An 11,985-nucleotide genomic window follows, 5' to 3' on the forward strand; every position below is an offset into this window, starting at 1 on the left:
GCGACGTCCGGCAGTGACGTCCGGCACAGACCTCCGGCACGGACCGCGGGCTGAGAGGATGGAGCCCATGCAGGAAGAGCTCTCGATCGACGGCGGCGGGTACGGCAGTCACGGCGGCCACGGCGCCCGCCCGGGCGACCCGGACGCCGTGCTGGCCGGGCTCGACCCGGAGCAGCGAGCCGTCGCGACCGCCCTGCACGGGCCGGTCTGCGTGCTGGCCGGCGCCGGCACCGGCAAGACCAGGGCGATCACCCACCGGATCGCCTACGGGGTGCGCAGCGGCGTCTTCCAGCCCCAGCAGGTGCTGGCGGTGACCTTCACCGCCCGGGCCGCCGGCGAGATGCGCGGGCGGCTGCGCCAGCTCGGCGCCGACGGGGTCCAGGCCCGCACCTTCCATGCCGCCGCGCTGCGCCAGCTTCAGTACTTCTGGCCGCGCGCCGTCGGCGGCGAGGTGCCCCGGCTGCTGGAGCGCAAGGTCCAGCTGGTGGCCGAGGCCGCCGGGCGCAGCGGCCTGCGCGTGCAGCGCTCCGAACTGCGGGACCTGACCAGCGAGATCGAGTGGGCCAAGGTCACCCAGATCGTCCCGGACGACTACCCGGTCGCCGTGCTCAAGGCCGGCCGCGACGCCCCGCGCGACGCCGCCGAGATCGCCCGGGTCTACGCGACCTACGAGCAGACCAAGCGCGACCGCAATGTGATCGACTTCGAGGACGTGCTGCTGCTCACCGCCGCGATCCTGGAGGACCGACCGGAGATCGCCGAGCGGGTGCGCGGCCAGTACCGGCACTTCACCGTCGACGAGTACCAGGACGTCTCGCCGCTGCAGCAGCGGCTGCTCGACCAGTGGACCGGCGGCGGCAGCGGGGCCAGCCTCTGCGTGGTCGGCGACGCCAGCCAGACCATCTACTCCTTCACCGGCGCCACCCCCGACTACCTGCTGAACTTCCGGACCAAGCACCCCGACGCCACCGTGGTGAAGCTGGTCCGCGACTACCGCTCCACCCCGCAGGTGGTGCACCTGGCCAACGGGCTGCTCGCGCAGGCCCGCGGCGAGGCGGCCCGGCACCGCCTCGAGCTGATCTCGCAGCGCGAGCCCGGCCCCGAGCCGGTCTACGTCGAGTACGCGGACGAGCCGACCGAGGCCGAGAGCACCGCGCACCGGATCAAGGAGCTGATGGCCCAGGGCGTGCGGGCCAGCGAGATCGCGGTGCTGTTCCGGACCAACAGCCAGTCCGAGGTCTACGAGCAGGCGCTGGCCGATCTGGGCCTGGCCTACCAACTCAAGGGCGCCGAGCGGTTCTTCGAGCGGCCCGAGGTGCGGGAGGCCGGGCTGCTGCTGCGCGGCGCCGCCCGGGCCGGCAACGATCCGCTCACCGCCGAGGCACCCGACCTGGCCGCCCAGGTCCGCGCCGTGCTGACCACCCGCGGCTTCACACCGACGCCGCCGGCCGGCTCCGGCGCGGTGCGCGAGCGCTGGGAGTCGCTGGCCGCGCTGGTCCGCCTCGCCGAGGAGTTCGAGGCCGGGCGGCTGGCCGCCGGCGAGCCCGCCGACCTGGCGGCCTATGTCGCCGAGCTGGACGCGCGGGCCGCCGCCCAGCACGCCCCGGCGGTCGAGGGGGTCACGCTGGCCTCGCTGCACGCGGCCAAGGGCCTGGAGTGGGACGCCGTGTTCCTGGTCGGGCTGACCGAGGGCACCCTGCCGATCATCTACGCCAAGACCGACGAGCAGTTGGAGGAGGAGCGCCGACTGCTCTACGTCGGGGTGACCCGGGCCCGGGCCCACCTGAGCCTGTCCTGGGCGCTGTCGCGCTCCCCGGGCGGGCGGGGCAACCGCAAGCCCAGCCGGTTCCTGGACGGGCTCCGCCCGGGCTCCGGCGCCGCCGGGCGGGCCAAGGGCGGCGCCCAGGGGAGTGGGCAGGGCGGTGTGGAGCGCTCGGCCGGGCGGCGTGCGCCACGCGGGCCGGTCAAGTGCCGGGTCTGCGGGCGCACCCTGACCGAGGCGGTCGAGCGCAAGCTGCGCCGTTGCGAGGACTGCCCGTCCGCGATGGACGAGGGGCTCTACGAGCGGTTGCGCGAGTGGCGCTCCCGGCGGGCCAAGGAACAGGCCGTGCCGGCCTACGTGGTCTTCACCGACGCGACCCTGATGGCGATCGCCGAGGACGCGCCCACCAGCGTCGCGGAGCTGACGTTGATCTCGGGTGTCGGTGCCATGAAGCTGGACAAGTACGGGGCCGACGTGCTGTCGTTGTGTTCGGGGGAAGACCCCGAGGTGGACCGGGCCGCTGAGTCGGACGACCCCTCGGGTGAAGCCGTCGGCGACCTCGCCGGCGATGACTCCCGAAACTCGCCGGAAAAATAGTTTGCGCGCTGTGCATGAAGCGCAATAGCCTGCCGGAGCGGTCAAGGGGACGCGACCGCGAAGCCACTCAGGAGCACTCCTGAGGGGGCTTTCCCCTGCCCCATCGCAGGACAGCTCGACTGACAGACATCCGAACACCGGAGCCCGGGGGACTGGGCACCGCGAGACGCCGAGGGAGGCGAAGACAGTGAACACCACGAAGACGATCACCACCGACCTGACTGGCCAGAACTCTGTCGTCTCCTCGCTGTGCGCCCTCGCCCTTGTCGGCGCTCCCGGCGCTGCTGGTGCCTCGCGCACCAGTGTGCTCAGCGTCCTGGGAACGGCTGTCGAGACCGGTCTGTCCCTGGGCTGGGGCACGGTCGCCGTCGACTCCCCGCGTGTGATGCGCGATGAGCGACCGACCGAGGCACCGAAGGCAGTGGAAGCGGCGGCCAAGCATGGCGCCTATCTGCAGGTCGTCGGTGCCGGAGCCGCCAAGCAGGACGAGCAGCTGATCAACCAGGCCAAGGCCGCCTTTATCGGCGCCGAGGTCATCCGGAACAGGGCCTTCCGCGGGCCTGAACCCTGGAGAGAGCGAACCTGAGGAAGCCTCAGGTCGGCACCCTCCAGGGCCGCGGAACCCGTACACCGGGATCCGCGGCCCTCTTGTTTTGTCCGGTACGACAGACCACCAGGCCCCTCGGGGCCTCCGATCCAGCCAGCCAGTCGGCTGGATCGGAACCAGAAACCAAGACGAGGAAGACGCCACCAGTGTCCACGGTCATCACACCGCCCCTCCCGTCCGTACCGCCGACAACGCCGACCACGGCCGCGCTCGCTCCATTCCCCCCTCCGGAAGGCTCTCTCATGCAGATCACCGCGCTCGACGACGCCGAGACGCTCGGCGCCCCCATCCCGTGTCGCTCCTTCGACCCCGAGGTCTTCTTCGCTGAGACCCCGGCCGATGTCGAGTACGCGAAGTCCCTCTGCGGCACCTGCCCGGTCAAGGAGGCTTGCCTGGCCGGCGCCCTCGACCGCCGCGAGCCGTGGGGCGTCTGGGGCGGCGAGCTCTTCGTCCAGGGTGTCGTAGTCGCTCGGAAGCGGCCGCGTGGTCGCCCGCGCAAGACCGAGGTTTCGGCGTGATCCCCGCGCCGCGAGCAGCCACAGTCCCCCGGGAATGCCCCCCGGCGGACGGCGCACTGCGCCACTCCGTGCGCATCGCCCTTGCCCAGGCTGATGCCGCGATCCAGACCCCGTACCCGACGAACCACCACGAGCAGGACCACGACATGGCGATCACCGCAGGGCCCAGCGCCCGCGCCGAGCAGACCACCGAACTTCTGATCCAGAACAGGACCCTTGAGATGCATCTAATGCAGGAAAACCTGGCCCGTGCCCATATGCAAGAACGCCTCCAGGAGGCCGAGGACCAACGCCTCGCGCTGCGGGCGATGCGGGTCGCCAAGCTGCGCCGCAAGGCCGAGCGCGCCTCGCTGCGGGCCCGCAAGGTGCTGGCCGGCGCGGTGCTCTGAGCTGGTGTGAGCTGAGCCGCAGTCGGCTGAGCTGCAGCCAGCCGAGCGCTGTGAGCTGAGCACTCCTCACCGTGTGGCGGTGCCCCGGTAACCCCGAGAGTCGGGGCTACCGGGGCACCGCCGCGTCCGGCTACTCCTCCTCGGCGAAGCCCGGGAGCCAGTCGAGCATCTCGGCCCGGAACGGAGCCTGGGCACCGAGCTGGCAGAGCACCCCGATCGTGCTCAGCGTGACCCGGTGGATCAGCAGGTAGTCCGGCGGCAGGTTGAGCTGCTTGCCCAGGTTGTAGGCGGGGGAGCGGGGATCGGCGATCCGGGCCGCCTGGGACCGCATCCAGGCCCGGGTGAAGTGGAACCGGTCGACCGCCGCCGGTTCGATGATCGGGCGCAGGTAGTCCAGCACCGCGTCCGAGTCGAGCTCGATGGTCGGCTTCACGAAGCCCTCGGCACGCAGCATCTCCAGCACGCCGACCGCGTCGTCGGCCAGCGCCATCCGCAGCGAGTCGCCGATCGGCTGCGGCAGCCCGCCGGGCAGCCGGTCCACCGTGCCGAAGTCCATCACGCCGAGCCGCCAGCCCTCGGCCGGGCCGTCGTCCTTGAGCAGCCGGAAGTTGCCGGGGTGCGGGTCGGCGTGCAGCAGACCGGTGCGGGCCGGGCCGGCGAAGAGGAAGCGGGCCAGCAGGTGTCCGGCGCGGTTGCGTTCGGCCTGGCCGCCGCCCGCGATCACCTCGGCCAGCGGCGTACCGTCCAACCACTCGGTGACCAGTACCTGGTCGGCCTGGGCCACCACGGCGGGCACCACGATGTCCGGGTCGTCGGCGAACTCCTCGGCGTGCACCTGCTGGGCCTCGGCCTCCAGGGCGTAGTCCAGCTCCTCCGCCACCCGGCTGCGCAGCTCGGTGATCAGCGGCTTGATGTCCAGGCCCGGGATCAGCGGCCCGACCAGCCAGGCCACCCGGCTGAGTTGGCCGAGGTCGGAGAGGAGCGCCTCGCCCGCGCCGGGGTACTGCACCTTCACCGCGACCGGTCGGCCGTCCTGCCAGACGGCCCGGTGCACCTGCCCGATCGAGGCCGCGGCGGCCGGCCGGTCGTCGAAGCTGCGGAAGTTGGACCGCCAGTCCTTGCCGAGCCGCTCGGCCAGCGCCGCGTGCACACTGGCGGCGGGCATCGGCGGGGCGGCGTCCTGAAGCTTCGTCAGGGCCGCCCGGTACGGGCCGGCCACCTCCTCCGGCAGGGCCGCCTCGAAGACCGAGAGCACCTGCCCGAACTTCATGGCACCGCCCTTCAGTTCACCGAGCACCTTGAAGAGCTGGTCCGCCGTGGCCTGCTGGAGCTCGGCCGTGACCGCCTCGGCCGAGCGACCGCCGATCCGCTTCCCCAGGCCCAGGGTGGCCCGCCCCGCTATCCCCAACGGCAGGGCGGCGAGCCGTGCGGTGCGGGTCATAGCCTTACGCGGAAGATCGCTCACCCGGGGCCTCCCAATCGAGCGTGCGCCAGCGGTCACCGCGGCTGCGGCGACCGGGGGACGGCGGTCACTAGGCCATTGTGCCCGCTCCCCCTCAGCGCCCGGCCGGAGCCTGCCACACGGCTCGCCCGCCCACCGTGCGGTGCCCGGTGAGGTGCGGTGCTCGGCGCGCAGTGCTCAGCGCCAGTAGCAACCGCACTCGGTGTGCGGGGGCAGCCGCAGCCGGCGGACCATGCCGTCCACGGCGGAGACCTCGCACCAGCCGTCCACGCTCGGTGGCCGCACCCCGTCGAGCAGCAGCAGGGCGTGCAGCCCGGCGAGCCCGGCCACCGCCGAGGCGAGCGCACCGTCGCAGGCGGGTTCCCGAGCCCGCCCCGGGCCCTCGGTGGCCAGCTGGGCCAGCAACCGGGGCCAGGCGGCGTCCCGGTCGGTGCGGGTGAGCGCCACGCAGCCGCCGCAGGCGGAGGCGCCGGGCAGCACCAGCGGGCCGACCACGCCCAGGTGTTCAACCACCCCCACGTAGAGGTGCGGCACGCCGGAGCGCATCAGGCCCCGCGCCTCGACCGCGGAGCCGGCGAAGGCACCGCTGCCGTCGCGCGGGGCGAGCACCACCAGATCGGGCGGCCGCCCGGGCGTCGCCCGCGCCTCGTCGATGTCGGGCGTGCCGCTGCCCGCTCGGCCGCAGTCTGCTGTGCTCTTGTCCGGGGTGCCGCTCCCGGCCGGGGGGAGACCGGCGGCCCGCCGCACCGCCTCGCGGGCGGCGGTGCCGCGCGGCCGGCCGACGTCCGCGGCCGGGATGCCGCCCGGCGCGCAGTCCCCGGCCAGCACCCGGCCCTGGTCCACCACCTCGACCGTGCCGACCCCGCCTGCCGCGAGGGTGGCCGCCACCGCGGCGCCGACCCGGCCGGCCCCGCGCACCTCCACCCGCAGCGCCGTCCGCCGGGCCAGCGTGCCGGCCCCGGCGCCGGGCTCGGGGCTGAGCAGCGAGAGCGAGGCGAGATCGGGGGCCAGCAGCGCCCGGCGGCTCGGCGGGATCCCGGCCAGTGCCTGTTCGACCGCGGAGGCGTCCTCGAGCAGGCCGGTCTGCTCCAGTGAGTGCAGCGCCTGGGTGACGTACTCGGAGGCGAGGCCGAGCTGCTCGGCGGCGGCGGTCACGGCGGGGACGCCGCGCTCGCCGTCCAGCAGGGTGAGGAAGGCGCAGAACCGCTCGTCGGCCTGGGCGACCACTTGGGCCCGCTCGGGGGCGGTACCGAATTGCAGGGTCTGCTGATCGCGCCAGGCACGGGAGAGCGCGGGCTTGAGCATGGGACGCATGCGGTGCTCCTTTCCCGGGGGTACCAGCGAGGCGATTGCCGAATGGATGCGATCGACTCCGGTGCGTAAAGAGAGCCTCTCCCAGCTGCGGAAATTCCCCTAACCGGTTATCCACAAGCGCCGGAGATCATCTGACCAGCATTCAGTTTCGATGAATGTTGATCACCGTTGAAAAGAATTCGGCCGGGGCAGCGGACTTCTGTCAGTGTCAACAGGTAACGTCGTGTGCCATGGCAGCCGAACGGGACTCCCAGCCCTCGGCGTCGCCTCGGCGTGCCCGTGCAGCGGCCGGGTCGGGGTTCGCGACGCCCGCGCATCCGACAACCAGCCCGAGCACGACCACCAGCCCGAGCACGACCACCGGATCACACACCACGACCGGCCCGAGCACGACCACCGGACCACACACCACGACCGGCCCGGTCGAGGTGCGCCGCAGCGCCCGTCGCAGCCGTACCGTCTCCGCCTACCGCGAGGGTGATCGCACGATCGTGCTGATCCCGGCCCGGATGTCCTCGGCCGAGGAGCAGCGCTGGGTGGCCCAGATGCTCGACCGGCTGGCCGCCCAGGAGAGTCGTCGCACGCTCGGCGACGACGCGCTGGCCGAGCGGGCCAGACGGCTGTCCGCGAGCTACCTCGACGGCCGGGCCCGCCCCGACCAGGTGCGCTGGGTCACCAACCAGAACTCCCGCTGGGGCTCCTGCACCCCGAGCGAGCGCACCATCAGGCTCTCGCACCGCCTCCAGGGCATGCCCGAGTACGTGCTGGACTACGTGCTGCTGCACGAGCTCGCGCATCTGCTGGTCCCGGACCACGGACCGCGCTTCTGGGCCCTGCTGGAGGCCTACCCGCGCACCGAGCGGGCCCGAGGCTACCTGGAGGGCGTCATCTCCGCCGCCCGCCTGCCGCACATCCCCGGGGCCCGCGGCGGTGCTGCCGAGGAGCCCGAGGTGTGCGGCTGAGCCGCCGTCAGACGGTGGCGACCAGTTCCCGGGCCAGCCCGACCAGTCGGCGCACCGAATCGTCGGTCAGCTCCGGCAGCGCGTCGAAGTCGAACCAGCGCAGGTCCAGCGACTCCTCGCTGATCAGCTCCTTGGACCCGGCCGGTGCAAGCGCCACGTACTGCACGTCCAGGTGGGTGTTCTCCGGCCGGTCCTTGCCGGTGCACCGCACCTGGTGCCGGTCCAGCTTCACCGGCACCGGACGCCCGCCGTCGGCGCCGTCGGCCGAGAGCAGGGTCAGCCCGGCGATCCCCGACTCCTCGGTGGCCTCGCGCAGCGCGGCCGCGCCCAGCGTCGCGTCGCCAGGCTCGCAGTGGCCGCCCATCTGCAGCCAGAGCCCGACCTTCGGGTGCAGGGTCAGCAGCACCCGCCCGGCCGCCGGGTCCACCACGGCGGCGCTGGCCGTGATGTGGGCGGGCAGGCAGGACTTGAACAGGCCGTCCTGATGCTTGGTCAGGTGGTCCAGGTAGTCGCGCCGGAGCTGTTCCTGGTCGGGGTCGGTCGGCGCCCAGGACTCGAGGGCCGAGGTGGCGTCGGTGTGCAGGCCGGTGTTCAGGAGGGTCATGAAGCGGGCTTGTCCTTGTCGTTCTTGTCGTCGCCGTCGGTCTCAGCAGCCTCGGGGGCCTCACTGGCCCCGGCAGCACTGGCCCCGGCAGTGGCGGAGCCGCCGGCCGCCTCGCCGAGCAGCTTGTCGATCGCGTCGAAGTCCAGCCCGCCCTCGGCCGGCTCGGTGGTGTCGCGGTGCACGAAGCCGTCCGGGTCGTCCAGGTCGCTCGCGGTCGGCAGCATGTCGGGGTGCTCCCAGAGCGCGTCGCGGCCCTCGACGCCCCGGGCGTCGGCCAGCGAGGCCCACAGCCGGGAGGCGTCGCGCAGTCGGCGCGGGCGCAGCTCCAGGCCGACCAGGGTGGCGAAGGTCTGCTCGGCCGGACCGCCGGTGGCGCGGCGGCGGCGCAGCGTCTCGCGCAGCGCGGAGGACTGCGGCAGGTGCGGTTCGGCGGCGGCGTGCACCACCGCGTCGACCCAGCCCTCGACCAGTGCGAGGGCCGTCTCGAGCCGGGCCAGCGCGGCCTTCTGCTCCGGGGTGTCCTCGGGCTGCAGCAGGCCGTTGCCCAGCGCCTCCTGCAGCGCCTCGGGGTTCTCCAGGTCGAGCCGGCCCATCAGCTCCTCCATCCGGGAGGTGTCCACCTTGATGCCGCGGGCGTAGGCCTCGACGGCGCCGAACAGGTGGGCCCGCAGCCACGGCACGTGGGCGAAGAGCCGCTGGTGGGCGGCCTCGCGCAGGGCCAGGTAGAGCCGCACCTCCTCGGCGGGGACGTTCAGGCCCTCGCCGAACTCGGCGATGTTCTGCGGCAGCAGCGCGGCCTTGCCGGCCGGGGCCAGCGGCAGGCCGACGTCGGTCGAGCCGAGCACCTCGGCGGCGAGTGCGCCCAGGGCCTGGCCGATCTGGGTGCCGAACATGGCCCCGCCCATCGAGCGCATCACGCCCATCAGCGGACCGGCCATGGCCTGCATCTCCTCGGGCAGCACGCCGCCCATGGCGTTGCCGACCCGCTCGGCGACCGGGTCGACCAGCTCCTGCCAGACCGGCAGGGTGGCCTCGATCCACTCGGCCCGGCTCCAGGCCACGGCGCTGGCGGAGGAGGACGGGAACTCGGTGGCGGAATCCAGCCAGAGCTCGGCGAGCCGCACCGACTCCTCGACGGCCGAGCGCTCGGCCGAACTCACCGAGCGGTCCTTGGCCTTGCCTTCGGCCGGCTCGGCCACCACGGTCTGGCGGGCGATGTCCTTGGCCAGCTGCCAGTTCACCGGGCCGCCGTCGAACGAGAGCATCTGGCCGAGCTGCTGGAACGCGGCGCCCAGGTCGTTGGGGTCGAGGCCGCCCATCATGGCGGCGAAGGGGTTGTCCCCGCCGGCGCCACCGGGACCGCCCGCGCCGAACAACGCACCGAACGGGTTGGCGCCGAAGCCGAAGGACTGGGGCTGTTCCGGCTCGCCGCCGGACTTGTCGTCTTTCTTGCCGCCCTGGTCCTTGCCCTCCTCGGGCTCCTCGGGCGGGACACCGAATCCGAAGGGGAGGTCGCTCACGGGGTCCTCGATCTGGTCGGCCGTCACGCGGGGGCGGTGGCGGGAAAGCAAATGGCTAAGCGGACGGCAGGTTGCCGCAGACAGCGGGCGCGCCCGCGCCGGGTGCACCGCCGGGCCCTCTCCTCGGGCAGGATGGACCGTACGTGACACTCGTACGTACGCACATAAGCTAACCGTGGAGGATGGCCGGTGAGTTCCCCGCCTTCGGACGTTCGCTCTGGGCTGACCGGGGGCGAGGAGGCCCAGGTGGCGCCTGGGTCCGCGCCCCCAGCCTACGGCGGACGGCCGCTCACCGTCGCCGTGACCGGCGCCGCCGGCGTGCTCGGTGAGCGCCTGGTCCGCCGCCTGGTCGATTCGCCCGGCATCCGCAAGGTGCTGGCGATCGACGACCGACGCGGCGAGGCCGCCGGAGTGCAGTGGCGGGTGCTGGACGTCCGCGATCCGGCGGTGGCCGAACGGCTGCGCGGGGTGGACGTGGTGGTGCACCTGGCGATGGACCTGGGCATGGAGTCCGATCCGCGGGCCCGCAGCGCGTACAACGTCCGGGGCGCGCAGACGGTGGTGACCGCCGCGGCGGCCGCCGGTGTGCACCGGGTGGTGCTCTGCACCTCGGCGATGGTCTACGGCGCGCTGCCGGACAACGAGGTGCCGCTGGCCGAGGACTCCGAGCTGCGGGCCACCGAGGAGGCCAGCCTGGTCGGCGACCTGCTGGAGATCGAGCGGCTGGCCCGCCGGGCGCCGCGCGCCCACCCGGGACTGCAGGTGACCGTGCTGCGCCCGGCCGTGGTGGTCGGTCCCGGTGTGGACACCGTGCTGACCAGGCACTTCGAGGCGCCGCGCCTCCTGGTGGTGGCCGGCTCGCGGCCCTGCTGGCAGTTCTGCCACGTGGACGACCTGGCCACCGCGCTGGAGTACGCGGCGCTCGGCCTGGTCGAGGGCGAGGTGACGGTCGGCTGTGACGGCTGGCTGGAGCAGGAGCAGGTGGAGGAGCTCTCCGGGATCCGCCGGATGGAGCTGCCCGCCTCGCTGGCGCTGGGCACCGCCGCGCGGTTGCACCGGCTCGGCCTGACCCCGGCCCCGGCCGGGGACCTGGCGTACACCATGTACCCGTGGGTGGTGTCCGGCAGCCGGCTGCACGAGGCGGGCTGGCGGCCGCAGTACAGCAACGAGGAGGTGCTGACCGAGCTGCTCGCCCAGGTCGCGGGCAAGCACGCGGTGGCGGGGCGGCGCCTCGGCGGCAAGGAGGCCGCCACCAGCCTGGGCGCGGCGGGCGCGACGGTGGCCCTGGTGGGCACCGCGGCGCTGGTCCGGCGGGCCCGTAAGCGGCGGCGCATCTAGGGCCGGCGGACCCTGAGGCCCGCGGATTCATTGGACGACCCGACAATTGCCGGTTGAGCCCGGGCATGACCGATCATTGGGAGCATGTCCGAGAACCACGACCCCATCCGTCTGCTCGCCGTCCGCGAGACGCCGCTCTCCCTCGACGAGGTCTACGCGGCGGTCGGCCATGACGCCGCCGGTGGCACCACGGTCTTCGTCGGGACGGTCCGCGACCACGACGGCGGCAAGTCGGTCGCCGCGCTGGAGTACAGCTGCCACCCGAGCGCCGAGCAGGAGATGCGCCGGATCGCGGAGAAGGTGGTTGCCGACTATCCGGTGAAGGCGCTGGCGGCGGTGCACCGGATCGGCCGGCTGGAGATCACCGACGCCGCCGTGATCGTCGCCGTCTCCTGTCCGCACCGGGGCGAGGCCTTCGCCGCCGCGCGCAAGCTGATCGACGATCTGAAGCACGAGGTGCCGATCTGGAAGCACCAGGTCTTCTCCGACGGCGAGGAGGAGTGGGTCGGCGCAGGCTCCTGCTGACACCCGCTCAGCCCAACCGGACACATGAATGCGCCCACCGGGTGGCAGTGACTGACCTGCCGTAACCCGGATGGCGCTGCCGCCGTTCACCGTCCAGGCGGTTAATGTGCTGATAGGCACGACGAGCTGGGAGGACGGACATGGCAGCGCTGGCCTGGTTGGGGATCCCTGTCGCCGCGGGCGTGATCGCCGTCCTGTGGGCGGCCTGGGCCGCCCGTCCGCCGAAGGCCACCGGGGACGGCGCCTCGCTGGCCGAGCACCAGCGGTTCCTGGCGGCCATGGAGCGCAGCACCGGCAGCTACCGGGTGTCGGACGGGCACAAGGTCTCGGACGGCCAGGGGCGCTGACCCGGCGGGCGGGGCGCAGGGGTGGTCCCGTACTGTCGTG

11 protein-coding genes and 1 pseudogene are annotated in these 11,985 nt (G+C 73.3%); 8 read left to right on the top strand and 4 right to left on the bottom strand.

Annotated features, from left to right (window positions below):
* The first annotated feature begins 67 nt into the window (after positions 1-67).
* From BR98_RS16625 to BR98_RS16640, 4 genes are all read left to right on the top strand, one after another.
* Positions 68-2,359 carry an ATP-dependent DNA helicase UvrD2 gene (locus tag BR98_RS16625; RefSeq protein WP_198042236.1) on the top strand — a complete coding sequence of 764 codons (2,292 nt, stop codon included), beginning with the start codon at positions 68-70 and terminating at the stop codon, positions 2,357-2,359.
* Between the two features lie 187 nt (positions 2,360-2,546).
* Complete coding sequence (locus BR98_RS16630) at positions 2,547-2,945, top strand: hypothetical protein (RefSeq protein WP_035845573.1); 399 nt, start codon at positions 2,547-2,549, stop codon at positions 2,943-2,945.
* Positions 2,946-3,124: 179 nt separating this feature from the next.
* Positions 3,125-3,484 carry a WhiB family transcriptional regulator gene (locus BR98_RS16635; protein ID WP_063774921.1) on the top strand — a complete coding sequence of 120 codons (360 nt, stop codon included), beginning with the start codon at positions 3,125-3,127 and terminating at the stop codon, positions 3,482-3,484.
* A gap of 68 nt (positions 3,485-3,552) precedes the next feature.
* The gene (locus BR98_RS16640) at positions 3,553-3,873 is read left to right on the top strand and encodes a hypothetical protein (RefSeq protein ID WP_232247441.1); all 321 of its coding nucleotides are present in this window, start codon (positions 3,553-3,555) and stop codon (positions 3,871-3,873) included.
* Between the two features lie 130 nt (positions 3,874-4,003).
* Here the strand turns inward: BR98_RS16640 and BR98_RS16645 are convergent, their stop codons facing one another.
* Together BR98_RS16645 and BR98_RS16650 are read right to left on the bottom strand one after the other, a co-directional pair.
* Positions 4,004-5,338, bottom strand: coding sequence for an ABC1 kinase family protein (locus BR98_RS16645; protein ID WP_035845577.1), 1,335 nt, complete (start codon positions 5,336-5,338; stop codon positions 4,004-4,006).
* A 174-nt stretch (positions 5,339-5,512) separates the two neighbouring features.
* Entirely contained in the window at positions 5,513-6,649 is a 1,137-nt protein-coding gene (locus BR98_RS16650) for a ThiF family adenylyltransferase (RefSeq protein ID WP_035845579.1), read from the bottom strand.
* Between the two features lie 413 nt (positions 6,650-7,062).
* On the opposite strand from BR98_RS16650, the pseudogene BR98_RS16655 reads away from it, so the two are divergent.
* Positions 7,063-7,611 (top strand): annotated as a pseudogene (locus tag BR98_RS16655) (M48 metallopeptidase family protein); the annotation flags it as partial.
* Between the two features lie 7 nt (positions 7,612-7,618).
* Here the strand turns inward: BR98_RS16655 and BR98_RS16660 are convergent.
* The gene (locus BR98_RS16660) at positions 7,619-8,215 is read right to left on the bottom strand and encodes an NUDIX hydrolase (RefSeq protein WP_035845583.1); all 597 of its coding nucleotides are present in this window, start codon (positions 8,213-8,215) and stop codon (positions 7,619-7,621) included.
* The gene (locus BR98_RS16665; protein WP_035852659.1) at positions 8,212-9,735 is read right to left on the bottom strand and encodes a zinc-dependent metalloprotease; all 1,524 of its coding nucleotides are present in this window, start codon (positions 9,733-9,735) and stop codon (positions 8,212-8,214) included. The genes BR98_RS16660 and BR98_RS16665 overlap by 4 nt, the downstream gene beginning before the upstream one ends.
* 189 nt (positions 9,736-9,924) lie before the next feature.
* Between BR98_RS16665 and BR98_RS16670 the strand changes: the two genes are divergently transcribed.
* From BR98_RS16670 to BR98_RS16680, 3 genes are all read left to right on the top strand, one after another.
* A complete protein-coding gene (locus BR98_RS16670) occupies positions 9,925-11,073 on the top strand; it encodes an NAD-dependent epimerase/dehydratase family protein (RefSeq protein WP_035845586.1) in 1,149 nt (382 codons plus the stop codon).
* Between the two features lie 84 nt (positions 11,074-11,157).
* On the top strand, positions 11,158-11,598 hold the full coding sequence (locus BR98_RS16675) for a molybdenum cofactor biosynthesis protein MoaE (RefSeq protein WP_157537818.1): 441 nt from the start codon (positions 11,158-11,160) through the stop codon (positions 11,596-11,598).
* Positions 11,599-11,738: 140 nt separating this feature from the next.
* A complete protein-coding gene (locus BR98_RS16680) occupies positions 11,739-11,945 on the top strand; it encodes a hypothetical protein (RefSeq protein WP_035845591.1) in 207 nt (68 codons plus the stop codon).
* Positions 11,946-11,985: the final 40 nt, after the last annotated feature.

It is taken from the genome of Kitasatospora azatica KCTC 9699 (assembly GCF_000744785.1).
Taxonomy (GTDB): Bacteria; Actinomycetota; Actinomycetes; order Streptomycetales; family Streptomycetaceae; genus Kitasatospora; species Kitasatospora azatica.

Coding starts and splice junctions, on each gene's coding strand:
- BR98_RS16625 (WP_198042236.1), top strand. CDS start 68: ATGCAGGAAGAGCTCTCGATCGACGGCGGCGGGTACGGCAGTCACGGC.
- BR98_RS16650 (WP_035845579.1), bottom strand. CDS start 6,649: ATGCGTCCCATGCTCAAGCCCGCGCTCTCCCGTGCCTGGCGCGATCAG.
- BR98_RS16660 (WP_035845583.1), bottom strand. CDS start 8,215: ATGACCCTCCTGAACACCGGCCTGCACACCGACGCCACCTCGGCCCTC.
- BR98_RS16675 (WP_157537818.1), top strand. CDS start 11,158: ATGTCCGAGAACCACGACCCCATCCGTCTGCTCGCCGTCCGCGAGACG.
- BR98_RS16680 (WP_035845591.1), top strand. CDS start 11,739: ATGGCAGCGCTGGCCTGGTTGGGGATCCCTGTCGCCGCGGGCGTGATC.